Origin of the sequence: Cupriavidus malaysiensis, from assembly GCF_001854325.1 — a bacterium.
Lineage (GTDB): Bacteria > Pseudomonadota > Gammaproteobacteria > Burkholderiales > Burkholderiaceae > Cupriavidus > Cupriavidus malaysiensis.
This window is the reverse complement of record NZ_CP017754.1, coordinates 3,563,966-3,588,194: the sequence shown is the minus strand read 5'-3', so window position 1 is coordinate 3,588,194 and position 24,229 is coordinate 3,563,966. Positions and strand designations below refer to the sequence as shown.

24 protein-coding genes and 1 tRNA gene are annotated in these 24,229 nt (G+C 68.7%); 9 read left to right on the top strand and 16 right to left on the bottom strand.

From position 1 onward, the window contains the following. Nucleotides 1-117: 117 nt before the first annotated feature. The 3 genes from BKK80_RS16220 to BKK80_RS16210 all read right to left on the bottom strand — a co-directional run bounded on the left by BKK80_RS16220 (nt 118) and on the right by BKK80_RS16210 (nt 2,782). On the bottom strand, nt 118-444 hold the full coding sequence (locus BKK80_RS16220; RefSeq protein WP_071014557.1) for a type 1 fimbrial protein: 327 nt from the start codon (nt 442-444) through the stop codon (nt 118-120). A gap of 488 nt (nt 445-932) precedes the next feature. Next, nucleotides 933-1,847, bottom strand: a complete 915-nt coding sequence (gluQRS, locus tag BKK80_RS16215; RefSeq protein WP_071014555.1) for a tRNA glutamyl-Q(34) synthetase GluQRS — start codon at nt 1,845-1,847, stop codon at nt 933-935. A gap of 2 nt (nt 1,848-1,849) precedes the next feature. Next, a complete protein-coding gene (locus tag BKK80_RS16210) occupies nt 1,850-2,782 on the bottom strand; it encodes a LysR family transcriptional regulator (protein ID WP_071014553.1) in 933 nt (310 codons plus the stop codon). 151 nt (nt 2,783-2,933) lie between these two features. On the opposite strand from BKK80_RS16210, the gene BKK80_RS16205 reads away from it, so the two are divergent. Both BKK80_RS16205 and BKK80_RS16200 read left to right on the top strand, forming a co-directional pair. After that, nucleotides 2,934-3,632: a pirin family protein gene (locus BKK80_RS16205; RefSeq protein ID WP_071014550.1), complete on the top strand. Its 699-nt coding sequence runs from the start codon at nt 2,934-2,936 to the stop codon at nt 3,630-3,632. Nucleotides 3,633-3,909: 277 nt separating this feature from the next. Beyond that, nucleotides 3,910-4,902, top strand: coding sequence for a CobD/CbiB family protein (locus tag BKK80_RS16200; RefSeq protein ID WP_071014547.1), 993 nt, complete (start codon nt 3,910-3,912; stop codon nt 4,900-4,902). Nucleotides 4,903-4,982: 80 nt separating this feature from the next. Here BKK80_RS16200 and BKK80_RS16195 read toward each other — a convergent pair whose 3' ends face one another. Genes BKK80_RS16195 through BKK80_RS16185 form a run of 3 tightly spaced genes read right to left on the bottom strand, consistent with a single transcriptional unit; the run spans nt 4,983 to nt 7,563 of the window. After that, complete coding sequence (locus tag BKK80_RS16195; protein WP_071014544.1) at nt 4,983-5,312, bottom strand: putative signal transducing protein; 330 nt, start codon at nt 5,310-5,312, stop codon at nt 4,983-4,985. A 41-nt stretch (nt 5,313-5,353) separates the two neighbouring features. Further along, entirely contained in the window at nt 5,354-6,319 is a 966-nt protein-coding gene (gene rsgA / locus BKK80_RS16190) for a ribosome small subunit-dependent GTPase A (RefSeq protein ID WP_071014541.1), read from the bottom strand. After that, on the bottom strand, nt 6,316-7,563 hold the full coding sequence (locus BKK80_RS16185; RefSeq protein WP_071014539.1) for a M48 family metallopeptidase: 1,248 nt from the start codon (nt 7,561-7,563) through the stop codon (nt 6,316-6,318). The genes rsgA and BKK80_RS16185 overlap by 4 nt, the downstream gene beginning before the upstream one ends. Nucleotides 7,564-7,767: 204 nt before the next feature. Here BKK80_RS16185 and orn point away from each other — a divergent pair, with 204 nt between their 5' ends. Both orn and BKK80_RS16175 read left to right on the top strand, forming a co-directional pair. Continuing rightward, nucleotides 7,768-8,421 carry an oligoribonuclease gene (gene orn, locus BKK80_RS16180; protein WP_071070204.1) on the top strand — a complete coding sequence of 218 codons (654 nt, stop codon included), beginning with the start codon at nt 7,768-7,770 and terminating at the stop codon, nt 8,419-8,421. 139 nt (nt 8,422-8,560) lie between these two features. Next, the gene (locus BKK80_RS16175) at nt 8,561-9,442 is read left to right on the top strand and encodes an AEC family transporter (protein ID WP_071038098.1); all 882 of its coding nucleotides are present in this window, start codon (nt 8,561-8,563) and stop codon (nt 9,440-9,442) included. Nucleotides 9,443-9,456: 14 nt separating this feature from the next. Here the strand turns inward: BKK80_RS16175 and mog are convergent, their stop codons facing one another. Further along, complete coding sequence (gene mog, locus BKK80_RS16170; protein ID WP_071014531.1) at nt 9,457-10,110, bottom strand: molybdopterin adenylyltransferase; 654 nt, start codon at nt 10,108-10,110, stop codon at nt 9,457-9,459. Next, entirely contained in the window at nt 10,107-10,691 is a 585-nt protein-coding gene (yjgA, locus tag BKK80_RS16165) for a ribosome biogenesis factor YjgA (protein WP_272481992.1), read from the bottom strand. Before yjgA ends, mog begins: the two co-directional genes overlap by 4 nt. A 57-nt stretch (nt 10,692-10,748) precedes the next feature. Here yjgA and pmbA point away from each other — a divergent pair, with 57 nt between their 5' ends. Next, nucleotides 10,749-12,128, top strand: a complete 1,380-nt coding sequence (pmbA, locus tag BKK80_RS16160) for a metalloprotease PmbA (RefSeq protein ID WP_071070202.1) — start codon at nt 10,749-10,751, stop codon at nt 12,126-12,128. A 117-nt stretch (nt 12,129-12,245) separates the two neighbouring features. On the opposite strand, the gene BKK80_RS16155 is transcribed toward pmbA, so the two are convergent. From BKK80_RS16155 to BKK80_RS16145, 3 genes are all read right to left on the bottom strand, one after another. Next, the gene (locus tag BKK80_RS16155) at nt 12,246-12,746 is read right to left on the bottom strand and encodes a dihydrofolate reductase (RefSeq protein WP_071014522.1); all 501 of its coding nucleotides are present in this window, start codon (nt 12,744-12,746) and stop codon (nt 12,246-12,248) included. Then, nucleotides 12,743-13,537: a thymidylate synthase gene (locus BKK80_RS16150; RefSeq protein WP_071014519.1), complete on the bottom strand. Its 795-nt coding sequence runs from the start codon at nt 13,535-13,537 to the stop codon at nt 12,743-12,745. Before BKK80_RS16150 ends, BKK80_RS16155 begins: the two co-directional genes overlap by 4 nt. Before the next feature lie 127 nt (nt 13,538-13,664). Further along, on the bottom strand, nt 13,665-14,369 hold the full coding sequence (locus BKK80_RS16145; protein WP_071014517.1) for a TerC family protein: 705 nt from the start codon (nt 14,367-14,369) through the stop codon (nt 13,665-13,667). Nucleotides 14,370-14,909: 540 nt separating this feature from the next. Here BKK80_RS16145 and egtD point away from each other — a divergent pair. Together egtD and BKK80_RS16135 are read left to right on the top strand one after the other, a co-directional pair. Continuing rightward, complete coding sequence (gene egtD, locus BKK80_RS16140) at nt 14,910-16,043, top strand: L-histidine N(alpha)-methyltransferase (RefSeq protein ID WP_071070200.1); 1,134 nt, start codon at nt 14,910-14,912, stop codon at nt 16,041-16,043. 95 nt (nt 16,044-16,138) lie between these two features. Beyond that, on the top strand, nt 16,139-17,401 hold the full coding sequence (locus tag BKK80_RS16135; RefSeq protein WP_071070198.1) for an SUMF1/EgtB/PvdO family nonheme iron enzyme: 1,263 nt from the start codon (nt 16,139-16,141) through the stop codon (nt 17,399-17,401). 167 nt (nt 17,402-17,568) lie between these two features. Here BKK80_RS16135 and BKK80_RS16130 read toward each other — a convergent pair whose 3' ends face one another. Together BKK80_RS16130 and BKK80_RS16125 are read right to left on the bottom strand one after the other, a co-directional pair. Beyond that, the gene (locus BKK80_RS16130) at nt 17,569-19,428 is read right to left on the bottom strand and encodes a DEAD/DEAH box helicase (protein ID WP_071070196.1); all 1,860 of its coding nucleotides are present in this window, start codon (nt 19,426-19,428) and stop codon (nt 17,569-17,571) included. A gap of 751 nt (nt 19,429-20,179) precedes the next feature. Beyond that, nucleotides 20,180-20,575, bottom strand: a complete 396-nt coding sequence (locus tag BKK80_RS16125) for a hypothetical protein (RefSeq protein WP_157903244.1) — start codon at nt 20,573-20,575, stop codon at nt 20,180-20,182. 313 nt (nt 20,576-20,888) lie between these two features. Between BKK80_RS16125 and BKK80_RS16120 the strand changes: the two genes are divergently transcribed. Next, nucleotides 20,889-20,963 (top strand) — tRNA-Arg (locus BKK80_RS16120). A 96-nt stretch (nt 20,964-21,059) separates the two neighbouring features. Here BKK80_RS16120 and BKK80_RS16115 read toward each other — a convergent pair. Next, nucleotides 21,060-21,635: a DUF2939 domain-containing protein gene (locus tag BKK80_RS16115; protein WP_071014503.1), complete on the bottom strand. Its 576-nt coding sequence runs from the start codon at nt 21,633-21,635 to the stop codon at nt 21,060-21,062. A gap of 55 nt (nt 21,636-21,690) precedes the next feature. Further along, nucleotides 21,691-21,888, bottom strand: a complete 198-nt coding sequence (locus BKK80_RS16110; RefSeq protein WP_071014500.1) for a hypothetical protein — start codon at nt 21,886-21,888, stop codon at nt 21,691-21,693. A 398-nt stretch (nt 21,889-22,286) separates the two neighbouring features. On the opposite strand from BKK80_RS16110, the gene BKK80_RS37770 reads away from it, so the two are divergent. Next, complete coding sequence (locus BKK80_RS37770) at nt 22,287-22,418, top strand: hypothetical protein (RefSeq protein WP_257786732.1); 132 nt, start codon at nt 22,287-22,289, stop codon at nt 22,416-22,418. Nucleotides 22,419-22,449: 31 nt separating this feature from the next. Here BKK80_RS37770 and BKK80_RS16105 read toward each other — a convergent pair whose 3' ends face one another. Further along, nucleotides 22,450-24,036: a phosphoethanolamine transferase gene (locus tag BKK80_RS16105; protein WP_071070192.1), complete on the bottom strand. Its 1,587-nt coding sequence runs from the start codon at nt 24,034-24,036 to the stop codon at nt 22,450-22,452. Nucleotides 24,037-24,229 lie beyond the last annotated feature (193 nt).

Genomic DNA, 24,229 nt, shown 5'->3' with positions numbered 1-24,229 from the left:
CGGCACCGGAATTGACGGCGCCTGCCCGATGCCGGCCGCGCGCTTTCCCGCGAAGTCTTCCGCGAAATCTTCCGTGAAATCTTTCGCGGAATCTCCCGCGCGCCTCGTTTTCCCTTCCTACTGATACGTCACGATCGCGATCCATCGCGCGCCCTGGCCGGCCTGCCGCGCGGGGAGTTCGATGGCGCCAGGAGCCTGCGCCAGCCGTACCGTCGGCTGCAGCGCGCGCCCGCTGGTATCGACCAGGGACAGGTCCGCGGCGACCGGACGCGGGCACTCGGGACGCAACCGGGCTCCGGCATCGTTACTGAAACGGAAGGAGCAGGGCGGCTCCACGATCATGCCGGAGAAGCGGATCACGCCACTTTGCGCAGCGCACAGCGAGGCGGCTCCCAGCATGGCGACGGTGAGGACAAGCCGGGCGGGCATCGGGCGGGAAGGCATGGGCATCTCCAGTGAACGTTGCGCGAATTGCTGTGGGACCGGTTCTGATTTCCGATTTTTCGATCTTGATCAGAACAATCCAGTAAACGGCAGATTGGATGCGAAACTTAGCGCGGGAATTTTCTTGGAAAAATCCCAAGGAATCCTGCGCACATTTGCTGGAAACCTAGTGTGGGTGTGCCATTCTTGGGAAATTTCCTAATTCATTGGAATGGACTGATGAGCGATCAGCCGCCACCTGGGATCGCTGCAAATAAATTAGGAATATTTCTGGGGAATATCTAGGCGTGTTTCCGATTGCTCGGGAATGTGCTGATTGCCGAGGTAGCCGAAGGCTGGGATCGGACGTGATATCCAATCCAAGGTGGGCGGGGGCCGGCGTCGCTTGACGCGCACCAATGCCGCACCGGGTGGCGCTGATCGGTGATGCGGTTCTCGCCCGGTGTCCGGAGTCCGGTGGCTTCCGGCGCAGTCCGTCGTCCCGTCGCCTAGGCTGCGCCCGGCCGGGGCAGCCGAGCCAGCAGCCCGGCCCAGCTCTCGGTGGCGCGTGCGAGCCAGTCCGGGACGTCCGTGGCGTCATGGCGCAGGCCGAGGTGGGCGCCGGCGGCGCGCAGCGCTTCCAGCGGAGCGAGGTCGTCAACGGATTGTGCCCCGCTCTGCTTGCTCAGCTTCTCGCCGACGGCATTGACCACCACCGGCACGTGCAGGTAGGCCGGCTCCGGCAGGCCGAGCAGGCGCTGCAGATGGATCTGCCGCGGTGTGGAGTCGAGCAGGTCGGCGCCGCGCACGATATGGGTGATGCCTTGCAGTGCGTCATCGACCACCACCGCGAGCTGGTAGGCCCATAGCCCGTCGGCGCGGCGCAGCACGAAGTCGCCCAGTTCGGTGGCGAGGTTCTGGCACTGCCGCCCCTGCCAGCGATCGTCGAAGCAGATGGTGGCGGCGTCGCCGTCGGGCACCCGCACGCGCCAGGCGCGCGGCAGCTTGCCATTCAGTCCGTGCCGGCAGGTGCCGGGGTAGGCCAATGTCTGGTGGCGTTCGCGCACATGCACCAGCGAGTCGGCGATCTCCTTGCGCGAGCAGCCGCAGGGATAGACCTGGCCGGCCGCTTCCAGCCGCTGCAGCGCGCTCGCGTAGCAGTGCTCGCGCCGGCTCTGCCACAGCGGCGGCTCGTCCGGGTGCAGTCCCAGGGCGGCAAGGGTGCGCAGGATGCCGGTATCGGCGTCGCGCACGCAGCGTGGGTAATCGATGTCCTCGATGCGGACCAGCCAGGTGCCGCCATGCGCGCGTGCGTCCAGCCAGCTGGCCAGCGCGGTGACCAGCGAGCCCATGTGCAGCGGGCCGGTGGGCGATGGGGCAAAGCGGCCGCGATAGGGAGCCGCGCCGTCGGCGGGGGCAGGCATCGTCAGTCTTCCGTCACAGGCTGACCAGGCAGGAACTGCAGCAGCGCCTGCGCCAGGCGAGGGTCGTCGAGCTTGCGCGCCCACCACTGCAGCGCCTTGCCGCGCGTGCTGGTGCGCCAGGCGACCTTGAAGTTGCCGGTGCCGCGCACTTCCACCGTTTCCTTGACCTGCAGCACCCCGCTTTCGATGAAGGGCTGGGCCATCGGTGCCGGCAGCCAGCCGCAGCCGAGTCCGCGGATCTGCGCTTCCAGCTTGTCGCGCATGCTGGGCACTACCAGCACGTCCTGGCCGGCCAGCACGCCATAGGTGCGGGTCGGCAGGTTGCGCGAGGTGTCGCCCACCGCCACGCTGCGGTGCATGGCGATCTGGGTGGTGGTCAGCGGACCCGGTTCGGCCGCCAGGGGATGGTGGGCGGCCACGGCGAAGACGAAGGGCAGGTTGCCCAGCGGCCGCACCTGGAAGCCCTGGGCGCTGGGCGCATCGTAGGCGCCGCCGATGATCAGGTCGGCGCGGTTGCTGACCAGCGCATCCCAGGAACCGCCCAGTACCTCCTTGGAGAAGCGCAGCCGGGTGGCGGAGTTCTCGGCATAGAAGTCCTGGATCACCGGCAGCAGGGCGCGGAAGTTGATCAGGTCGTCTACCGCGATCGTCAGCGTGGCTTCCCAGCCGGTGGCGAGGCGCTTGACGCGCCGTTCCAGGTCGTCTGCCGCGTGCAGCAGGTGGCGGCCCTCGTCCAGCAGGGCGCGCCCGGCCGGCGTCAGCTCGGCGCGGTGGCGGCGGCGGTCGAACAGCAGGACATCGAGGTCCTCCTCCAGCTTGCGCACGACATAGGTGAGGGCGGAGGGCACTTTGCCCATCTCGTGCGCGGCGGCGGCGAAGCTGCCCTTGCGCTCGATGGCATCGAGCACCTCAAGGGATTCGAGGGAAAGAGGCATGTTCAGAAATTCTGAATGATTGCTACTAATGTGGTGCCGACGACTATACTCCAGCTGCCCTAAACTGCCTAGCGTCAACAGCAGATCTCGCTTGCTGTGGCGCCGGGAACCCCGGCGGCCCTGCAAGGAACCTACGAACGGAGTCGTCAAAATGATTGAAATCAGAAAGTCGGGCGAACGCGGTTATGCCGACCACGGCTGGCTCAAGTCGTATCACACCTTCTCCTTCGCCGACTACTACGATCCGCAGCACATGCAGTTCGGGCCGCTGCGGGTCATCAATGAAGACCGGGTCGCGCCGGGCAAGGGTTTCGGCACGCACGGCCACCGCGACATGGAGATCATCAGCTACGTGCTCGAAGGCGAACTTGCGCATCGCGACAGCATGGGCAACGGCAGCGTGATCCGCCCGGGCGACGTGCAGCGCATGAGCGCGGGCACCGGCGTGCGCCATTCGGAGTACAACCATGCCACGCAGCAGGTCACGCATTTCCTGCAGATATGGATCCTGCCGGATCGGACGGGCATCGAGCCGAGCTACCAGGAGCAGCACTTCGAGGCTGCCGACAAGCAGGGTCGCCTGCGCCTGGTGGCCAGCCCGGACGGCGCCGACGGTTCGGTCCTGGTCCACCAGGACATGCGGCTCTACGCCGGCTTGTTCGACGGCGAAGAGCGCGCCAGCCTGGACATCGCGCCTGGACGCCGCGCCTACGTACACGTCGCGCGCGGGCGGGTGAGCGTCAATGGACGTGCGCTCGAGGCCGGCGACGCGGCCCGCCTCGAGGGCGAGGCGCTGGTGGAGCTGTCGCAGGGCAGCGGCGCCGAGGTGCTGGTCTTCGACCTGCCCTGAGCGAGGCCAGGCGGCGCGCGGCGCATGCAGCATGTGCGGCCGCGCGCGCCGTGGAGACGTCGCGAAACAGCCCGCCGGTCGTGCCGGCGGGCTTGTTTTTTGCCCGCGGCGGCCGGCCGGCGCCTGCCGATGCCATGCTCGGTCGCGTTCCTCCGGCATTCCGCGCGCGTTTTGCCCGTTCGGGGGCGGGGGGCATGTGCTATCTTCTCGCTAACGGCATGCGGCCATGCCGGCACTTGCCGGCGCCGCCAGGCTGCCGTCGCCATCCTGACCTGCAATGACCTTCGTTTCCGTCCTTCTCGCGCTGATCGCCGAGCAGTTCCGTGCCCTGGGCCGCAACAATCCGATCTATGACATCGTGCGCGTCCTGTCCGGGCGTGCCGAGCATGCCTTCGACACCGGACGGACCAGGGATGCGCGGCTGGCGTGGCTCACCGTGGTGGTGCCGCTCACGCTGGCGGTGATGGTGGTGCACTACCTGCTGGCCTCGATCAGCGTGGCGCTGACGCTCGCCTGGAACGTGCTGCTGCTGTACCTGACACTGGGCTTCCGCCAGTTCAGCCACTATTTCACCGATATCCACGAGGCGCTCAACCGTGACGACCTGCCGGCAGCCCGCGCGCTGCTGCATGAGTGGACGGGGCTCGACACGATGGAGATGCCGGTCACCGAGATCGTGCGCCACACGCTGGAGGCGGCCATCGTCGCCGCCCACCGCCATGTCTTCGGTGTCTTCTTCTGGTTCCTGGTGCCGATCGGCCCGGGCGGCGTGGTGCTCTACCGCACCGCCGAGTACCTGGGCCGCCACTGGAACGAGCCGTCGACCGAGCGCAGCCCGGCGTTGGGCCGCTTCGCCGCGCGAGCCTTCTATGTGCTGGACTGGCTGCCCTCGCGCCTGACCTCGATCGGGTTTGCCATCGTCGGCAATTTCGAGGACGCGGTCTACGCCTGGCGCAATCATGCGCGCAAGTTCAACGACAGCGTGAACGGCATCCTGCTCGCCAGCGGCGGCGGCGCGCTCGGTGTGCGCCTGGGCACGCCGCTGGCCGAGGACGATTCCGCCGTGGTACTGCGCGCCATCCCGGCAGGGCCGGCGCTGGACTATGCGCCGGAGCCGGACGACGACGGCGGCCCCGAGCCGGCCCCGCCGGAATTCGGTACCGAGCCCGTGGTACGTACGCTGCAGTCGGCGGTGGGCCTGGTGTGGCGCGCGGTGGTGCTGTGGATGCTGCTGCTGGCGATGCTGTCGCTGGCGCTGTGGGTCGGCTGAGCACGCCGCTGCGCCGCTCGCGATGGCATGGGGCCGGCCTTTGCGCCGGCCCTTCTGTTTGCGCGCGGGCGGAGGTGCCGTCAGCCGGCGCCGGTGGTGCCGGCGGGCTCTCGGCTGGCGCCGCAATGCCAGCAGGCGCCGAACTGGGCCTCGTGCCATTCGCCGCAGCGGCCGCAGCGCCAGGGCGGGCCGGGTACCGGCCGGGCCGCGGCTTCCAGCACGGCCAGGGCCTCGGCCTCGCGGTCCGCATCGAGCAGCCAGACCTGGGGGGCGCTTTCCTGGAAGGGAATGTCGCCGGTTGCGCCGGCCAGCCAGACATTGCGCAGTTCCGCACGGATGCCGGCGGCATCCAGCAGGTTGCGGCAGTGCGCCGCATGGATCAGGGAAGCGGTCGACAGCAGCAGTTTCATCGTGGCCACCCTCGGCGGCGCAACGCCGCCACGCGACTACCTTACCACGGCTTCTGCTGGCTGGACTCGTGCAGCAACTGGGCGTACAGCTGATGGCGACGCGGCGAGATGTCGCCGGACTGGACCGCCTCCAGCACGCCGCAGCCCGGCTCGTTGATGTGGTGGCAGTTGTAGAAGCGGCAGCCCGTCAGGCGCGGGCGGAATTCCGGGAAGGCGCGCTCGAGCATGCCCTCGCTGAGGTGGTAGAGCCCGAACTCCTGGAAGCCCGGCGAATCGATCAGGCAGCCGCGCCGGTCCTCGGTTGTGCCCCAGTCCGCCGGCAGCGGATAGAGGCGGGTGAAGGTGGTGGTGTGCTTGCCGGAATCGAGCTTGGCCGAGATCTCGCGCGTCTGCGCCTCGACGCCGGGGATCAGCAGGTTGAGCAGGGACGACTTGCCCATGCCGGACTGCCCGATCAGGATGGTGGACAGCCCCGCCAGGCGCGGGCGCAGCAGCGCCTGCGTACCGTCCGGGTCGCCGTGCACCGATAGCTCCAGCACGGTGTAGCCCAGCTCGCGGTAAGGGGCCAGCCGCGCGCGCGCGGCTTCGAGCCGGTCGGTCAGGTCCACCTTGTTGAGTACGATCAGGGGGCGGATCTCCAGCGCCTCGGCCGATACCAGCGCCCGCCCGAGCAGATCCTCGGAGAAGCTCGGCTCGGTCGCCAGCACGATCACTACCTGGTCGATGTTGGCGGCCAGCAGCTTGGACTTGAACTGGTCGGAGCGGTGCAGCAGGTTCTTGCGCGGCTGCGTACCCGCGATCACGACCTGGTCGGCCGCCGCGCTCTCCACCCGCACGCGGTCACCGACCGCGCAGTCGCTGCGCTTGCCGCGCGGGAAGGCGTGCAGCAGGCTGCCGTCTTCCATCTCGACCACGTAGTGGCGGCCGTGCGCCGCCACCACCAGGGCCTGCTGGCCGGCCTGTGCCGTTTCCCGCGCCGCGCGCGGCTGCCGTGCGCCGCGGCTCATGCGTGTGCCAGCAGGCGGTCGATGCGCTGCGCTGCCGGTGGGTGCGAATAGTAGAAGGCGCTGTAGAGCGGGTCGGGTGTCAGCGTCGAGGCATTGTCCTTGTACAGCTTGACCAGGGCCGAGACCAGGTGGCCGGCGTCGGTCTGGCCGGCGGCGAAGGCGTCCGCCTCGAATTCGTGGCGGCGCGAGCTGATGCTCGACAGCGGTCCCAGCAGGAAGGTGAACACCGGCAGCGTCAGGAAGAACAGCACCAGTGCCAGTGCATGGTTGGAGGCGCCCAGGTTGGGCAGCACGCCCAGTCCGGTATAGAACCACGTGCGCGTCGACAGCCAGCCCAGCAAGGCCAGGAAGACCAGGCTGAGGGCGAAGGTGACGATGATGCGCTTGGCGACGTGGTGGCGCTTGAAATGGCCCAGTTCGTGCGCCAGCACGGCTTCGATCTCGTCGCCGGACAGGCGGGCCAGCAGCGTATCGAAGAAGACGATGCGCTTGGCGGCGCCGAAGCCGGTGAAGTAGGCATTGCCGTGCGCGCTGCGGCGGCTGCCGTCCATGACGAACAGGCCCTTGCTGGCGAAGCCGCACTTGCGCAGCAGCACTTCGATGCGCGTCTTGAGGGCATCGTCCGAGAGCGGCTCGAACTTGTTGAAGAGCGGCGCGATGAAGGTGGGGAAGACCACCAGCAGCAGCAGGTTGAAACCCATCCAGACCAGCCAGGTCCAGAGCCACCAGTACTGGCCCGCCCGATCCATCAGCCACAGCACGGCCAGCAGCAGCGGCAGCCCCAGCACGCAGGCGACCGCCATCATCTTGACCATGTCGACCAGCCACAGGCCCCAGGTCATCTTGTTGAAGCCGAAGCGCTGTTCGATGCCGAACTGCCCGTACAGCGAGAACGGTAGTTCGGCCAGGCCGCCGATCAGCGCCACGCTGGCGACCAGCGCCACGCCGTAGGCGTAGCCGGGGCCGAAGGTGGCCAGCCAGAACTGGTTGAGCGCTTGCAGCCCGCCGAGCATGGTGAAGCCGACCAGCACGGCCGCGCCGGCCAGTACCTCCAGCATCGACAGCCGCGTGCGCGCGATGGTGTAGTCGGCGGCCTTCTGGTGTGCCGACAGTGCGATGGTGTCGGCGAAGCGGGCCGGCACGGTGCCGCGGTGGCGGCCGACATGGGCGACCTGCCGTGCGGCCAGCCAGAGCTTGGTCAGCACCATGACCGTCAGAGCGGCGAGAAAGAGTAGGGTGAACATCGGGCGGCCTTGGGTCGCTGGGGTCGGAGTGCCCGCGGCGCCGGCTCCGCGCGGAAGCGGCGCGGACGCCCGGTGCGGGCGCTTATGCGAGAATTATAAATTGTTCGCGCCCGGCATCCCTGGCGCCGTCCGCGCGCCGCGTGGAGGCGCCGCCCGCTCCGGGTGTTTCCGTCCACTTCCCTGATTCCCTCCCCGATCGTCCAGATGACAAGCAATACCCACGTCGGCGCCGCCACCAAATCCGTCAAGAGCGAGAACAACCTGATCTGGCTGGACATGGAGATGACCGGGCTGGCGCCCGACCACGACCGCATCATCGAGGTGGCCGTGGTGGTGACCGATTCCGAGCTCAATATCCTGGCCGAGGGCCCGGTCCTGGTGATCCACCAGGACAACGCCGTGCTCGACGGCATGGACAACTGGAACAAGGGCACGCACGGCCGCTCCGGCCTGATCGACAAGGTCAAGGCCTCCACCCTGACCGAGGAGCAGGCCGAGGCGGAGCTGCTGGCCTTCCTCAAGCGCTGGGTTCCGGCCGGCAAGTCGCCGATGTGCGGCAACTCCATCTGCCAGGACCGCCGCTTCATGGCGCGCTACATGCCCAAGCTGGAGTCCTTTTTCCACTACCGCAACCTCGACGTGTCGACCTTGAAGGAACTGTGCAAACGCTGGGAACCGGCCGTGCACAAGGGCTTCGTCAAGCGCCAGCTGCACACCGCGCTGGCCGACATCCTCGAGTCGGTGGAGGAACTGCGCTACTACCGTACCCACTTCATCCGCCAGTCCAGCGCCGCCCCTGTCGCGCCCGACGGCTCCGCCGCCGCGCCCGCGGCCGGCGCCGCGCCGGCCCGGGAGTGAACCGGGCGGCCTTCGGGCCGCCCTGCCGCCGCCCTGCCGCCGCCCTGCCGCCGCGCCGCCGCCCTGCGGTGCTGGCGGCACCTGTCCACCGCGCCAGCGCGCGCGGTCCCTACCGCGTCATGCCTCCTCGCCCCGCGCCATGTTCGCCCGCATCGTTTCCATCATCACGCCGGTCATCCTGATCATCCTGATCGGCTGGCTGTACGGGCGCCGCGTGCGGCCCGACATGGCCGGCATCAACCGCGCCATGCTCGACGTGATCGCGCCGCTGCTGGTGGTATCCGCCTTCGTCAGCAAGGACTTCGTGCTGGCCGACCAGTTCGCGCTGCTGGCCTGTGCGGTGGCGGTGGTGCTGGGTTCGGGGCTGCTGGCGTGGGGGGCGGCCCGCGTGATGGGGGTCGATGCGCGCACTTTCGTGCCGCCGATGATGTTCAACAACAGCGGCAACATGGGGCTGCCGCTGTCGGTGTTCGCCTTTGGCGAGGCCGGGCTGGCGCCGGCGGTGGCGCTGTTCGCGGCGTCGAACCTGATGCACTTCACGCTCGGCATGAAGATCGTCAACCGCCATGCCTCGCTCGCGCAGATCGCGCGCAATCCGATGGTGCTGGCCACGGTGGCCGGCGTGGGGCTGTCGCTGGCGCGGCCGTGGTTCGCGCTGCCCGGGCCGGTCTACCAGTCGATCAAGCTGCTGGGCGATTCCACCGTGCCGCTGATGCTGTTCGCGCTCGGGGTGCGCATGAAGGACGTCAATCTGCGTAACTGGGGCATGGGCGCGGTCGGCGCGGTGCTGTGCCCGCTGACCGGCCTGGCCTGCGCGCTCGTGCTGGCGCGCCTGGTGCCGCTGACCGAGTTGCAGCGCGGCCTGCTGTTTGTCTTTGCCGCGCTGCCGCCCGCGGTGCTGAATTTCCTGGTGGCGGACCATTTCCGGCAGGAGCCGGACCAGGTCGCGTCGATCGTGCTGCTGGGCAATATCGGCGCCGTGCTGTTCGTGCCGGTGGGGCTCTACCTCGGCCTGCGCTGAGGCCTCGCCGGCGCTCAGCCGGCGCTTTGGGTGCGGATCGCGCTCTTCGGGCGGAACGCCTTGACCACGGTCTCGTCGGTCTCGATGTAGGGACCGCCGATCAGGTCGATGCAATAGGGCACGGCGGCGAAGATGCCCGGCACCAGCGGCTTGCCGTCATCGCCGCGCAGGCCCTCCAGCGTCTCGCGGATGGCGCGCGGCTGGCCAGGCAGGTTGACGATCAGCGCCGCGTGGCCGGGTGTCTCGCGAATCACCGCGACCTGCCTCGACAGGATGGCCGTCGGCACGAAGTGCAGGCTGATCTGCCGCATCTGCTCGCCGAAACCAGGCATTTCCTTGGTGCCGACCGCCAGCGTGGCTTCCGGCGTCACATCGCGCCGCGACGGCCCGGTGCCACCGGTGGTCAGCACCAGGTCGCAGCCGGCCACGTCCACCAGTTCGATCAGGGTCTGCGAGATCAGCGCCCGCTCATCCGGGATCAGCCGCTCGGTGGCCTGCCAGGGCGAGGCGAGGGCGTGGCCGAGCCAGTCGCGCAGGGCCGGGATGCCCTCGTCCTGGTAGGTGCCGGCCGACGCACGGTCGGAGATCGAGACCAGGCCCACGACCAGTTCGTCGGGGTGGTTGCGGGCGATGGGCTGCGTGCCCGCCCGGGTGGCCGGATTCGTCATGCCTGGGGCTCCTCGGCGCCGGCGTCGGGACTCTCGCCGCCCAGCGCAGTCTTGATGGCCTGGAACAGTTCGCGGAAGTAGCGCGGCGGCTTGTTCTGCTGCTGCTCCTTGCGCGCGTTGCGGATGATGTTGCGCAGCGCCTGCACGTCCTCGACCGCGTGCTCGGCCAGGAAGCGCGTCAGCGCCTCGTCGTCGGCCAGCAGCAGCGTGCGCCAGCGTTCGATCAGGTGCAGCCTTGCCGTCTCCGCCTTGCTGGTGCCCTTGAAGCCTTCCAGCGCTTGGCGGATCGCCTCGATCTCATCGTCATCCAGTGTGCGCATCACCTTGCCGACATACTGGAGCTGGCGGCGCTTGCCTTCGTGGCTGGTGGTCCGGCGTGCCTCATAGATCGCACTGGAGAGCGTGTCGGGCATCGGCACCCGGGCCAGGCGATCCTTGGGCAGGGCCTCGAGCTCGGCGCCGAGGTCCTGCAGCGCGGTCATCTCGCGCTTCTTCTGCGACTTGCTCTTCGGTTCGTCGTCGGCTTCCGGTTCGGGCGCGAAGGCGCCGGGGAAGCGGGAGTGTTGGGTGTTTCGCGTCATGGTGCGCATTTTATCTTGCTATGATTGCCGTTTGGACTTTTGATAAGCCCCCACTGCATGGACCATACCGTGGACCAGACCGCCGATCTCACCGCCCATTTCACCTATACCCCGGCCCAGCTGAGCGAGATGGCCAGCGATGTGCTGCGTGTGGCACGCGAGCTCGGTGCCACCGATGCCGCTACCGAGATTTCCGAGGGCGGCGGGTTGTCGGTCACCGTGCGCAAGGGCAAGGTCGAGACCATCGAGCAGAACCGCGACAAGGTGGTCGGTGTCACCGTAATGATCGGCAAGCGGCGCGGCAATGCCAGCACTTCCGATTTCTCCCCGTCGGCGCTGCGCGCAACCGTGGAGGCGGCCTACAACATCGCCCGCTTCACCGCCGAGGACGATTGCGCCGGGCTGGCCGAGGAAGAACTGCTGGAGCACGCGCCACGAGACCTGGAGCTGTTCCATCCCTGGGCCCTGGATGCCGAGGAAGCGATCGAGATCGCGCGCCGCGCCGAGGCGGCTGCCTTTGCCGTGTCGCCACGCATCCGCAACAGCGACGGCGCAAGCGTCTCGGCCCAGCACTCGCAGTTCATGCTGGCCACCTCGCGCGGCTTCATGGGCGGCTATCCGTACTCGCGCCATTTCATTTCCTGCGCACCGATCGCCGGCAGCGGCGGCGCCATGCAGCGCGACGACTGGTATTCCTCCAAGCGCTCGCCGCAGGCCCTGGCGGTGCCCGAGGAGATCGGCCGCTACGCCGCCGAGCGTGCCCTGGCGCGCCTGCATGCGCGCAAGCTGAGCACGCGCCGCTGTCCGGTGCTGTTCGAGGCACCGCTGGCGGCGGGGCTGCTGGGCGCTTTCGTGCAGGCGGTCTCGGGCGGCGCGCTGTACCGCAAGTCGACCTTCCTGTACGACTCGCTGGGCAAGGCGGTATTCGCGCCGCACGTGCAGATCCATGAACGGCCCCATGTGCCGGGTGCGATGGGCAGCGCCCCCTTCGACGAGGAAGGCGTGCGCACGCGTGCCCGCGACGTGGTGCGCGACGGCGTGGTGGAGGGCTACTTCCTCTCCACCTACTCGGCGCGCAAGCTCGGCATGCAGACCACCGGCAACGCGGGCGGCTCGCACAACCTGACGCTCAGCAGCTCGCTGGCGGCGCCCGGCGACGACTTCGCCGCGATGCTGGCCAAGATGGGTACCGGCCTGCTGGTGACCGAACTGATGGGGCAGGGCGTCAACTACGTGACCGGCGACTACTCCCGCGGCGCCTCCGGCTATTGGGTCGAGAACGGCGTGATCCAGTATCCGGTGGAAGAGATCACGATCGCCGGCAGCCTGAACGATATGTTCCGCCAGATCGCCGCGGTGGGCGCCGACGTCCTGGTGCGCGGCACCAAGGAGACCGGCTCCATCCTGATCGAGCAGATGACGATCGCCGGTAACTGAAGCGGCGGCCGGCCCAAGCCGGCTTGCCACCGGGCATCAAGCAGAACGGGCGCCTTGGCGCCCGTTCTGCTTGATGCCGGCGCGCTTTGCGCGCCGGCCTGGCCATGCTTCCCCCGGCTATGCCTCGCCCGACGGCGGGCGCTCATAGACGACGAAGGCGTAATCGAAGCCGTTGGCTTCGCTGCGGTGCGTTTCGCGCGAGACTTCCAGCCAGCGCGAACGGTCGATCGCCGGGAAATGCGCGTCGCCTTCCACGTCGGCGTCGATCTCGGTGACCACCAGCCGGTCGGCGCTGGGCAGCGCCTCCGCATAGAGCTGGGCGCCGCCGATCAGGAATATCTGTTCGGCGCCCACGCACAGCCGCTGCGCCTCTTCCAGCGAGGTTGCCACCTCGGCACCGGCCAGCTGCAGCGCCGGGTTGCGGCTGACGACGATGTTGCGGCGGCCCGGCAGCGGGCGGCCGATCGAATCCCAGGTCTTGCGGCCCATGACCACCGGTGCGCCCATGGTGGTGCGCTTGAAGTGGGCCAGGTCCTCCGGCAAGCGCCAGGGCAGGGCATTGTCGCGGCCGATCACGCCGTTGCGGGCCTTGGCCACGATCAGGGTCAGCAGTGTCATACGGCCACCGGTGCCTTGATCGCTGCGTGCGACTGATAGCCTTCCAGCGAGAAGTCCTCGTAGCGGTAGTCGAAGATGCTGTCCGGCTTGCGCGCGATCTGCAGGCGCGGCAGCGGCAGCGGCGCGCGCGCCAGCTGGGTGCGCACCTGTTCCATGTGGTTGCTGTAGAGGTGGCAGTCGCCGCCGGTCCAGATAAAGTCGCCCACCTCGAGACCGGTCTGCTGCGCCATCATGTGGGTCAGCAGCGCGTAGCTGGCGATATTGAAGGGCACGCCGAGGAAGATGTCCGCGCTGCGCTGGTAGAGCTGGCAGGACAGCCGGCCGTCTGCCACGTAGAACTGGAAGAAGGCGTGGCAGGGCGGCAGTTTCATGCGCGGGATGTCCGCCACGTTCCAGGCGGAGACGATCAGCCGGCGCGAATCGGGATTGGCGCGGATCTGCGCCACCAGCTCGGTGATCTGGTCGATGTGACGGCCGTCCGGGGCCGGCCACGAGCGCCATTGCGAACCGTAGACCGGGCCGAGCTCGCCGTTTTCGTCGGCCCATTCGTCCCAGATGGTGACGCCGTTCTCCTGCAGGTAGCGCACATTGGTCGACCCCTGCAGGAACCACAGCAGTTCATGGATGATGGACTTCAGGTGCAGCTTCTTGGTGGTCACCACCGGGAAGCCTTCGCGCAGGTCGAAGCGCATCTGGTAGCCAAAGACCGAGCGCGTGCCGGTGCCGGTGCGATCGGCCTTGTCGGTGCCATGCTCGTACACATGGCGCATGAAGTCGAGATACTGTTTCATCGGCGCGGGCGCTGGGGTTGCGGATTTGGGGGGGGGGCGGACAGGGTGTCCACGCAAGCCCCGCATTTTATCCCAAGCGGCTGCTCGACATGGCCGGCGGCCGGCGCGCGCGGCCGCCGGTGCCGCCTCAGTTGCCGGCGGGTTCGGGGGCCTGCGCCTGGCGTTTCTTGGCCAGGTAGCCGCCGCCCAGCACGCCGCCGATGATCAGCGCATACAGGCCCCACAGCGCCACCGGGTTGGCTTCGAAGAAGGCCTTGGCCAGCGGCTCGCCCGAGACCATCTTGGCCGCGGTGAAGGCCAGCACGCCGGCGCCGGCATAGATGACGGCCGGGAAGCGCGCCATCAGCTTGAGCACCAGGCCCGAGCCCCAGACCACGATGGGGATGCTGATCAGCAGGCCCAGCACCACCAGCAGGAAGCTGCCGTGTGCGGCGCCAGCCACGGCCAGCACGTTGTCCACGCCCATCACCGCGTCGGCGATGATGATGGTCTTCATCGCGCCGAACAGGGTGGTGGCGCCGGCGCCGTGTTCGTCGCCGTCACCGTCCTCGGCCAGCAGCTTGTAGGCGATCCACACCAGCGCCAGGCCGCCGACCAGCATCAGGCCCGGGATCTTCAGCAGCCAGACCACGCCGATGGTCATGGCCGAGCGCACCACCACGGCGCCGACCGTGCCCCATACGATGGCTTTCTTCTGCAGGTGCGGGGGCAGGTTGCGCGCGGCCAGCGCGATGACGATCGCGTTATCGCCCGCGAGTACCAGGTCGATGACGACGATGGACGCCAGCGCCGTCAGGAACTGCATGGTGAACAGGTCGGTAAACCACTCCATTTTCGACTCCTCAAGTACGAATAGCTGCGTTGGATACGCCTGGAGTCATGAAGCTGGGGAGGAATGACCGCCTTTGCGAACCATGAAGCCAGGTTGCAAAGGTCTTGCTCGACGCCGGCCGGTTCGGTGGGCGAACCGTGAAGGCGTCAGCACAACCGGGGACACTGTCCCGGAATGACGATTGTGCTAAGGGCATGGCCCCGGAGCTACTCCCCTTTGAAGGGACGTGGCCGCCATGTCGTGGCGGCTACGCTGGGCAGCATTATAAACGAACGTCCTGGCTTGTGGCGGCGCAGGAATGAGGGGTTTACCCAGGTTTTTGGCCAGATGCCAGCACATGGCGGCAAGTTGGCGTCCGATTCGTGACGGGTTCCGCATGACGGGCAGTGCAGGCCTGGCCGCCTCTTGCGCTGCCTCCGGGGTGCGCAGCCGCCGCCTGGCACCTATGCTTGTTGGGTCGGGCCGCGGCCGGGCGGCCCCGAGCCCGCCCCGGGGCCGACGGGTTCGCACGTGCCGTATCCCACAATAAGGAACGATGACATGCCGGCTGCACCCACACCGCTCCACCTTTCGCGCCGCTCTCCCCGCGGTGCCCAACCCGACGAGCGCGCCGAACGCGATGGCAGGCAGCTGGACGATGCCGCCACCGTGCCGGAGGCCGCGCGCGGGCGCCTGCTGGCGCTGGCCAATGGCCGCGACGGCTATCAGGAGCCGCTACGGCGGGATGGCCCCGTCTTCGTGCAGCAGTACCGCGAGGACGACGGCGCCCTGCGCGAGGAAGTCATTGCCGGCCTCGGCCGCAGGCAGGCCAGTCTCAGTCCCAAGTTGTTCTACGACGTGCTCGGCTCGCGCCTGTTCGAGGCGATCACCGCGCTCGACGAGTATTACCCGACGCGCACCGAGGCATCGATCTTCCGAAACTGTGCCGTGCCGATCGCGGCGCGCGCCGGCAGCGGCTGCGTGCTGGTCGACCTCGGCGCGGGCAACTGCCAGAAAGCCGCGGGCCTGTTCGCCAGCCTGCGGCCGGCGCAATACGTGGCGCTGGATATCTCAGTCGAATTCCTGCGGGACACGCTGGATTGCCTGCAGCAGCAGTATCCGCAGATTCCGATGCTCGGCCTCGGCGCCGACCTGTGCGGGGAACTGGTGCTGCCCGAGGAAGTGGCGCGGGGCCGCCGGCTGTTCTTCTATCCGGGGTCGAGCATCGGCAATTTCGCCCCGGAAGCCGCGGTGGCCTTGCTGCGGCGGCTGCGTGCCCAGGCACATGCCGGCGACGGCCTGCTGATCGGCGTCGATCTGGTCAAGGACGAGGAGGTGCTGTGTGCTGCCTATGACGACGCGCTGGGCGTGACCGCTGCCTTCAACCGCAACGTGCTGCGCCACGTGAACGGCATCCTGGGCAGCGACTTTGCGCTGCCCGATTGGCGCCACGTGGCTGGCTTCGAGCGCGGCGGCTCGCGCATCCAGATGCATCTCGAGGCCGTGCGCGATCTCACCGTGCGCTGGGCGGGCGGCGCGCGCTCCTTTGCCGCCGGAGAGCGCATCCACACCGAAGACTCGTACAAGTTTCAGCCGGAAGCCTTCGCCCGCATGCTGGAATCCGCCGGCTTCCAGGATCCGGTCTGCTGGACCGATGCGCGCGGCTGGTTCGCGGTCTTCCACGCGCGGGCCTGAACCGCGCGCCGGCGACAGCGGTGTCATAATGCGCGGCACCCGGCCACGCGCCAGCCGCGCCGGGCCGATTCCAACTTCTGTGGCAGGGCAAGAGGATGAGCGGCTTCTCGATGCTTCCCGATCTGCATTTCACCGGCGGCAAGTCTGCCTGGGCCGACGCGCGGCGGCTGCCGCGCGAGGCGCTCGCGCAGGCGCTCGTGGAGACGCGCAACCGCACCCTGGCGTGGCTGGCCACCTTCGGCCAGACGCGGCGCGGCTGGGATGTGCCGCGCCAGTACGATGCCGATCCGCCGCTGTGGACGCTGGGGCATATCGCCTGGCATGCAGAGTGGTGGTGCCTGCGCGAGGCGCGCACGATCGAACGCGGAGAGGCGCGCCTGCTGGTGGCCGGCCGCGCCTCGCTGCTGGATGGCGCCGACGAGTGGTTCGACCCGGAACGCATCGGCCCGGACGAGCGCTGGGAAGTCACGCTGCCGGATGTCTCGGTGGTCAAGCGCTACGCCGCGGATGTGCTCGACGGGGTGCTGAGCCGGCTGGCGCTCTTGCCCGATGACGGCGACGCCACGCTCTATCCCATGCGGCGTGCCCTGTTTCACGAAGACGCGCAGGGCGAAGGCATTGCGGCGCTGCTGCAGGCACTGGGCGTGGCGCCGGCCGGTGCGGCGGGCGGTACGCCGGCCGCCACGGTGCCGGCGCTGCGGGCGGGCACGCTGCAGTTCCCCGGCGGGCGATTCACCCAAGGCTGGAGCGAGGCCGACGGCTTCGCCTTGCCCGACGAGTTGCCGCCCCAGCCGACCTATGTGCCGGCCTTCGAGATGGATGCGGTGCCCGTCAGCAATGCCCAGTATCTTGAATTCGTCGAGGATGGCGGTTATGACCATCCGGCCTGGTGGTCGGCCTCGGGCTGCCAGTGGCTGATGTCGCAGGAGCGTTCGGCGCCGCGCTACTGGTCTCGCCACCCGCAGTCGCGGGCCTGGATGGTCGAGCGTTTCGGTACCCTGCGCACGCTCAATCCGGATGAGCCGGTGCGCCACGTCAGCCTGTTCGAGGCGCAGGCCTGGTGCGCCTGGGCGGGGCGCCGGCTGCCCGCCGAGGCGGAGTGGGAGCGGGCTGCCGCGCAGAGCCGCGGCATGGCCTGGGGCATGGTGCGGGAATGGACCGCCACCCCCTACGAGCCCTACGCCGGCTTCGTCGCCCAGCCCGCCGACGCGGGGATGACCAGCTTGTTCGGCATCTGCCAGGCGGTGCGCGGCTGTTCCTTCGCCAGCCCGGGGCGCCAGCGTCATCCGCGTGCACGTACGGCCCTGCTGCCGGAGACGGACCTGTCCTTCGTCGGCTTCCGCAGCTGCGCGCTCTGAATGCGTCGCCGGCGGGCGCGGGGGGGACAGTACGCCTGCGCTCCGTCTCGAAGGCACGCTCCTCGTCACTGCGGGAAACGTGTCAACCTTATTCAGGGCGGGCCAGAGGCATGAAAAAAGCACCCCGAGGGGTGCTTTTTTCATTGCCGCTTCAGGCTGGGCGCCGCTCAGCGCTCGTAGCGGTTGCGGCCGGCCGGACGCTGGCCGCCGAAGCCGCCGCGCTTGTTGTCGCCGAAGTCACGGTTGCCGAAGCCACGGCTCTCGCCGCCGAAGCTGCGTTCGCCACCATTACGGTCGCCGAAGCTACGGTCGCCGAAGCTGCGGTTGCCGTCGCGATTGCCGCCGCGGTAGCCGCCTTCGCCGCGTGCCTGGCCCTGGCCCTGGCCGCGGTAGCCGCCTTCGCCGCCCTCACGCGGACCGAAGCCGCGACCCTCGCCACCGCCGAAGCCGCCACGATTGCCGAAGCCACGGTTGTCGCCGTCGCCGAAGCGGCGCTCGCCGAAGTTGCGCTCACCGGTGTTGCGCTCGCCGGTATTGCGGTCACCGAAGCTGCGGTCGCCAAAGTTGCGGTCGCCGAAACCGCGGCCGCTGCCCTGGCCACCCTGGCCGCCACGGTAGCCGGGCTTGCCGCGGAAGTCACCGCGGCCGCCGCCTGGCTTGCCGCCGAAGCCGCTGCGCGGCTTCGGCGTGCGGCGCGGTTCCAGGCCTTCGATCACGGAGGCGTCGATGCGCTGGTTGGTGAAGCGCTCGATGCGGCGCCACTGGAACATATCGCCATGGTTGACCAGGTTGATGGCGATACCCGAGCGGCCGGCACGGCCGGTGCGGCCGATGCGGTGCACGTAGTCCTCGGCCTGCTTGGGCAGGTCGAAGTTGACCACGTGGGTGATGTCGGGCACGTCGATACCGCGCGCGGCCACGTCGGTGGCTACCAGCACGCGCAGGTTGCCGCGGCGCAGTGCCGTCAGCGTGCGGTTGCGCGCGCCCTGGGTCATGTCGCCGTGCAGGGCGCCGGCGGCGAAGCCGGTGTCGGACAGGCGCTCGGCCAGCGAGTCGGCATCGCGCTTGGTGGCGGTGAAGACAATGGCTTGCTTCAGGTCCGCGGCGCGCAGCAGGTGATCGAGCAGGCGTTCCTTGTGCGACATGTCGTCGGTGAAGTGCAGGCGCTGCTCGATATGGCTCTGGTCCATGCGTGCCGCGGCGATCTCGATGCGCTGCGGGTCACGCAGCTGGCGCGAGGCGAGCTGCGCGATGCGGGCATCCAGCGTGGCCGAGAACATCAGCGTCTGGCGGCTGGCCGGGGTCGCGGCGACGATGGCGTCGATGTCATCGGCGAAACCCATGTCGAGCATGCGGTCGGCTTCGTCGAAGACCAGCATGTCGAGCGCGGACAGGTCGATGCGGCCGGCGTCGATGTGGTCGAGCAGGCGGCCCGGCGTGGCCACCAGGATGTCAGGCATCTTGGCCAGCATGGCCAGTTGCTTGGGGTAGGGCATGCCGCCCAGGATGCTGGCGCAGACGATGCGGCGCAGGTGGCGGCCGTACTTGGCGGCGGCCTCGGTCACCTGCAGCGCCAGTTCGCGCGTGGGCGTCAGCACCAGCAGCGCGGGCTGGGCCGGCGACGGACGGGGGCGGCGACCCTTGATGCGCTTGACCGGCTCCTCGGCACGCGGACGGTTCGGCGCGGGCTTCTCGCTGATGCGCTGGATGGCGGGCAGCATGAAGGCCGCCGTCTTGCCGGAGCCGGTCTGGCTGGAGACCAGCAGGTCACGGCCGGCGAGGAAGGCGGGGATGGCCTGCGCCTGCACCGGCGTGGGCGTGGTGTAGTTCTGGTCGGCCAGGGCGCGCAGGATGGCGGCATCGAGGCCGAGCGAGGCAAAGCCGCTCAGTTCGGTTTCGGTGGCCGCGGCGGCGCCGTCGTGCTCGCCGTTCAGCATCGCGTCGAGCTTGTCGAGCGGGCTGGACGTGGCAATGGCGTCGGCGGCGGGGGCAATAGCTTGCTCCGCACGGGTATCGTGCTGGGTCATGTCGTAATCATCAAAGTGCAAGGCACCCCGGTGAATGGAAGGTTCCGGGGCGGGCGCAGTGCAAAGTCTTAAAAAGGCTTCGGCGCCAATCGGTGAGGCCGTTACGACAGACGCAGCTGACGGTACGGCGGCAGGCAGGGGCGGCAGACCAACTGGCTGGCGGGTCCCTGGCAGGCAAGCGGCCCGGAGGGCTGCTCAACAGGATCGGAGACGAGGCGACGTCGGGTGAGAAAAGCGTTCTGTCCGGCAGTCTTCGCCGTGGAGGCGGTTAGGCGGGAGGCAGAGCTGGAGAGCCGGGAGGCGGTTCCGATGCGGGATCGGGGAGCGCTGGAAAGCTCACAGTGCGAACTCACGGCGCGGATTATAGCAGAAATCCTGGAGAATGCTGCGCTGCGAAAAAGTGACAATTGGTGACGGCAGCCTGCCCCCTCCCGTCCGGGCGGCGTTGGCATCCTGCAGCGGCAGACCTATACTGGGTTTGCCCGGCCCCATCGGGGCTGGCTCGGAGGTGGACATAGAGAAGTCTGACGACCTTCTCCAGCATCTGCCTGCTGCTTGCCGTCGGCATGACGATTCGTATCGCCACTGCCAGGTTTCCCGCGACTGTCCGGGTGGTCCGGATGGGCGTCCGCGTGATGGGCGGAATCATGGGTAGCCTGCTGGCGTGAAGCGCGAACCGGAATGCTGCCGGTATTGACCCAGGAGGTCCGGTCCCGTCCACGTCCAGCCCGCCAGGATATTGGCGGGCTTTTCATTGGTGGAACGCCAGTATCCTGAGTCGCGATTGCGTTGACCAGGTCCGCCCTGAGTCCGTCGATGGGCCGCGCGATGCGTCGTCGCGCAGGCCGGATTCGGTCTGCCAGGCCGGCGTGGCCAGTTCGGCGGGCGCCGTGACGGCCAGGCGTGAACGGGCCGGTTCTGCCGTCAGCATCGGCCAGAGCGGCGCGGCATCATCCGGAAACCGTTCGTCGATTGCCGCCGCATTGCGCGCCGCGGCGAAAAACTCGCCCTGCTGCAGGTGCTGCTCCGCCTCGATCTTGAGCTTGTCCTGCCAGCGCGTGGCGCAGGCCGACACCAGTACGGCCGCGACGAGCGCGAGCACGGCGACCGCCGCGCATCTTGCCTGCGTTCTTACCCTGTGGAACATGATGTTTTTCTTGTTGTCCTGCTGATCAGTCGCGGCCCCTGCGGGCGGTCGCAGCCGTCTCCGCAGCAGAGGGTTTGCAGGCCGGCGCGCAAGCATAGTCTGCTATACTCCGCGCCTGCTTCCCGACCGGACTCCAGGTGCCATGCGGTGCCATGTGCCAACGGCCGGCAAGCCGTCCGGAGTGGATCTTCCGCACCGGTCGTGCCGGCTGCTTTGCATGTCCCGGGATAGTACAGTACCTTCCGGGTCGCGGGCCCATGGTGCACAGCGCGCTGCACCGGCCGGCAAGCTGTTTCAAGCTGTTTCCTGTCCGCTCGCCGTAGTTCAATGGATAGAACGAGCGCCTCCTAAGCGCTAGATACAGGTTCGATTCCTGTCGGCGGGACCACCGCACATCGCAGGCGGTGGCTCCCAATATCCAAACAGTTCCGCTCCACTTCTGACTTGCGCCTTGCCTTGTAAGGCGGGCGCCAGGCGGGCGCCGTCATGGCCGCGTCGCCAGTCCCGGCAGCCGTACTCCCGACCATTGCCACGACCACAAGCCATCCCGGCGCAGTTCGACCACGATGCGCTCGCCATCCGCGCGCGTGGCGGAGGCGTCGACACGGTCCCAGGCACGGTAGGAAACGTCGTAGCGCAGCGATTCGCGCGCTGGCCGCGTGGCCTGGCCGTCGTCGGGCGTGACGGCGGGGCCGGGTTGCGCAGGCGGTTCGGTCGGCGCTCCGGCTTCGCCCCGTGCCATCAGGGCCATCGCGCCGGCGGGCGAAACCATGGCATCGATCACCGTGCCGACCATCGCCATGCCAAGCAGGCGGCCCACGCCTGCCAGCGGAGCCTCGCCGGCCCCGGACAGGCCCAGGCGTTGCTGCAGGGAGAGCAGGGCCTGGGCTTTCAGGCTTTCGCGCAGGGCGGGGTAGTCGACGTAGCGGGAGAAGGCTTGCGCATCGTGTGCCTTGATGGCGGCGTGCATCTGGCGCAGGGTCCAATAGGGGCTGGCGTAGCTGCTTGCCAGCGCGGTGACGAGCAGCGCGAGCGTGCCGAGTGCGGTCTTGCGTTTCATGGGGTTCCCTGGTCCGGCCCTCGTGGCCGTATCCGCGGCGATGTGTCCGGAGCCCTCACGCGGCGCGCGCCACGACGTCGAGCACGCGGCGGCCGCAGTGGGTCAGGCGTGGGCGGCGCGAGCTGCCGGTGTCGCGCTCGAGGCTGACCAGCTTGCGGTCGACCAGCGTCTGCAGGTCGACAGGGTTGAGCTGCCGATGGTCGTGCGTGCTGTCGACGATCATCAGCGCGGCGAGTTCATGTGCACTGAGCATGGCTGTCTCCTGGGCGGGGCGCTGCCGGAGCTCGCGCCGAAAAGACGGAAAAGACGGAAAAGACAGGAAGGGGGTCTGGCGGGCAGGAAGGCCAGGCGGCGGATGCTGCTGCGCGGGGCCGCTCGCTGCCGGCGACAGGGTTTACTGTCGCTGCGCCGCTTTGGCAAAGCAACGCCGAATACACTTGCTTACATGGGTGGGGACTTTGTCACGTGTGTTTCCGCGCCGTATACGGCGGGACGTGTCCGCCGCGCAACGGCACGCCGGCTTCCGGGTCCAATTCAATGAGCAGGCGCGCCGGGCCTGTGTCTTGCTTAGGTGACAAGGCCCGCCGGGAGCGGCGCCTTTGCCGGGCCGATGTCCCGCTTCCGGTGCGACAGCCTGCCAAGGAAGACAAGATGAAGCCTGTTTCCCATCCGCCCCACACACATGTGCCGCATCATGGTGCGCGCTATTACTTTGCCCTGGCCGCCGGCCTGACCCTGCCGGCCCTGGCTTACCTGCTGTGGGCGTTCGTGAAGACGCACTAGGCGCGGCTGCGTCGCCGGGCCGTGCGCGCCTTCATTCGAGGTAGGCGTGCCGTGCCGGATGGCGCGGCTCGGCCACGAACTGTGCGCTCAGCAGATCGTCGCGCGGGTGCACCAGCGGCGTCTCGATGCGCAGCAGCGGGACCAGCGTGCCTTCCAGGCGGGCGGTATTGAAGGGGCGCGATTCGAGGCGGAGTTCCGGGGCGCTGGCGTGCCGCGGCCAGACCAGTAGCGGCACGGCATGCCCGGCCGGACGCCCGGGCGCGTGCCCGGCGAAGTTGCGCGAATGACCGACCTCCTGGCCATGGTCCGAGGTATAGAGCAGGGCCGCCTCGCCACGCGGCTGGCGGCGCAGGGATTCGAGCATGCGGCCGAGCAGCGCGTCGTGGTAGTGCAGGGCACGATCGTAGTGCCGGCGCGCCAGGCGGATCCAGGGCCAGCGGCCCTGGTCGGCAAGCTGGCGGTCGATCTCGTCGGGTGCGGCGAACGGTTCCCACTCGGCCGGATAGCGCATATCGTAGTGCGGGTGCGCGCCGAGCATATGGATCACGATGAACTTGCGCGGGGCGGGATCGGCCAGGGCCGCGTCGAGCATGGGCAGCAGGGACTCGTCGAGGCTTTCCGCGTCGCGCCCGTCCTGGTCGCGGTTGGCTTGCCGGCGCACTTCGGCCTCGCCGGCGTAGCGCGTCCACAGGTAGCTGTCGGCCTGGTTGCTCAGCCAGTAGGTCTTGTAGCCGGCCAGCCGCGCCAGCGCGGTGACGCCCGGCCCGCGGCTGTCGTCCGGACCCAGTGTGAGCATGGCCCGCATGGCGGGCACCGTGGTGCCGGCGCCCGAGGTCACGGCATCGAACACCAGCAGTTCGTCGCGTAGCGCGGCCAGCCGCGGGGAGGTGGCGCGGTCGTAGCCATAGATCTGCCAGTTCTCGCGATTGATGCTCTCTCCCACCACCAGCACCACCGTGCGCCGTTCCGGGCCTGTGTAGCGGAACGGCTGTGCTGCGAGCCACTGCCCTGCGCTGTGCTGGCGTGCCTGCATGCCGGCCAGTTCGGCCTGCCAGGCGCGGTATTTTGCCACCGCCCTGGCCCAGCCGAAGATGGGGTTCTTCTCCCTCGCGGTCGGATTGAAGTGGGCGGCCACGAACAGGGCCAGCGGCACGCACGCCGCCGGCCGCCAGCCGTGCGCGCGTGGACGCCCCAGCCGCCAGCAGGCCAGGTAGAGCAGCGGCAGCATGGCGATGACGCCGCCCGTCCATCCCAGCGGCAGGGCGCGCAGGAATTCGCCGGCCTCGTCGCGGTTGGTGTTGCCGAGCGCGGTCAGCACGGCGGGGGAGTCGGACGAGAGTCCGTAGGCGCCTTGCAGGAAGGCTTCCAGGCCGGCGTCGGCCAGCAGCAGCCCATACCAGGCCATGGCCGGCAGGCGCGCCCATACACTGGCGGGGAGCAGTCGCGTCATCAGCAGCGACAAGGCCAGCATCAGCACGGTCTTGCCGGCGTCCCGCCAGGGGACACCGCATTCCAGCAGCAGGGCGGCGCAGGCGCCTAGCAGCGCGCAGCCGGACAGCAGCGAAACCTGGGCAGCGGGCAGTGTGGCGCGCTGGTGCGGGGGCGGGACCTGATGCATCGGGGGCTCTGCGTGCTTGTCGGGTTATGTCTGGCGAGGGCGAGGGCGAGGGCATGCCGGCGCCGGTCCGCTTCCTCGGCGGCGGCCGGCATTTTGCCAGCCGCTTGCTGTCAACCTGCTTTCGGATGGCAATTCTCTCGGAAAGTTCTTAATCCAGTCGTCCGAGGACGAAGTGCTAGGATGGAATCACGGC

Excerpts from the sequence above, each read along its gene's own strand:
- BKK80_RS16110 (WP_071014500.1), bottom strand. The coding sequence starts at position 21,888 with ATGCTCAGTGCACATGAACTCGCCGCGCTGATGATCGTCGACAGCACG.
- mog (WP_071014531.1), bottom strand. The coding sequence starts at position 10,110 with ATGACGAATCCGGCCACCCGGGCGGGCACGCAGCCCATCGCCCGCAAC.
- BKK80_RS37770 (WP_257786732.1), top strand. The coding sequence starts at position 22,287 with ATGAAGCCTGTTTCCCATCCGCCCCACACACATGTGCCGCATCATGGT.
- BKK80_RS16200 (WP_071014547.1), top strand. The coding sequence starts at position 3,910 with ATGACCTTCGTTTCCGTCCTTCTCGCGCTGATCGCCGAGCAGTTCCGT.
- yjgA (WP_272481992.1), bottom strand. The coding sequence starts at position 10,691 with ATGACGCGAAACACCCAACACTCCCGCTTCCCCGGCGCCTTCGCGCCC.
- BKK80_RS16130 (WP_071070196.1), bottom strand. The coding sequence starts at position 19,428 with ATGACCCAGCACGATACCCGTGCGGAGCAAGCTATTGCCCCCGCCGCC.
- BKK80_RS16115 (WP_071014503.1), bottom strand. The coding sequence starts at position 21,635 with ATGAAACGCAAGACCGCACTCGGCACGCTCGCGCTGCTCGTCACCGCG.
- BKK80_RS16155 (WP_071014522.1), bottom strand. The coding sequence starts at position 12,746 with ATGACACTGCTGACCCTGATCGTGGCCAAGGCCCGCAACGGCGTGATC.
- BKK80_RS16175 (WP_071038098.1), top strand. The coding sequence starts at position 8,561 with ATGTTCGCCCGCATCGTTTCCATCATCACGCCGGTCATCCTGATCATC.
- pmbA (WP_071070202.1), top strand. The coding sequence starts at position 10,749 with ATGGACCATACCGTGGACCAGACCGCCGATCTCACCGCCCATTTCACC.
- orn (WP_071070204.1), top strand. The coding sequence starts at position 7,768 with ATGACAAGCAATACCCACGTCGGCGCCGCCACCAAATCCGTCAAGAGC.
- BKK80_RS16195 (WP_071014544.1), bottom strand. The coding sequence starts at position 5,312 with ATGAAACTGCTGCTGTCGACCGCTTCCCTGATCCATGCGGCGCACTGC.
- BKK80_RS16220 (WP_071014557.1), bottom strand. The coding sequence starts at position 444 with ATGCCTTCCCGCCCGATGCCCGCCCGGCTTGTCCTCACCGTCGCCATG.
- BKK80_RS16105 (WP_071070192.1), bottom strand. The coding sequence starts at position 24,036 with ATGCATCAGGTCCCGCCCCCGCACCAGCGCGCCACACTGCCCGCTGCC.
- BKK80_RS16135 (WP_071070198.1), top strand. The coding sequence starts at position 16,139 with ATGAGCGGCTTCTCGATGCTTCCCGATCTGCATTTCACCGGCGGCAAG.
- BKK80_RS16210 (WP_071014553.1), bottom strand. The coding sequence starts at position 2,782 with ATGCCTCTTTCCCTCGAATCCCTTGAGGTGCTCGATGCCATCGAGCGC.
- BKK80_RS16185 (WP_071014539.1), bottom strand. The coding sequence starts at position 7,563 with ATGTTCACCCTACTCTTTCTCGCCGCTCTGACGGTCATGGTGCTGACC.
- egtD (WP_071070200.1), top strand. The coding sequence starts at position 14,910 with ATGCCGGCTGCACCCACACCGCTCCACCTTTCGCGCCGCTCTCCCCGC.
- BKK80_RS16125 (WP_157903244.1), bottom strand. The coding sequence starts at position 20,575 with ATGTTCCACAGGGTAAGAACGCAGGCAAGATGCGCGGCGGTCGCCGTG.
- BKK80_RS16145 (WP_071014517.1), bottom strand. The coding sequence starts at position 14,369 with ATGGAGTGGTTTACCGACCTGTTCACCATGCAGTTCCTGACGGCGCTG.
- BKK80_RS16150 (WP_071014519.1), bottom strand. The coding sequence starts at position 13,537 with ATGAAACAGTATCTCGACTTCATGCGCCATGTGTACGAGCATGGCACC.
- gluQRS (WP_071014555.1), bottom strand. The coding sequence starts at position 1,847 with ATGCCTGCCCCCGCCGACGGCGCGGCTCCCTATCGCGGCCGCTTTGCC.
- BKK80_RS16205 (WP_071014550.1), top strand. The coding sequence starts at position 2,934 with ATGATTGAAATCAGAAAGTCGGGCGAACGCGGTTATGCCGACCACGGC.
- rsgA (WP_071014541.1), bottom strand. The coding sequence starts at position 6,319 with ATGAGCCGCGGCGCACGGCAGCCGCGCGCGGCGCGGGAAACGGCACAG.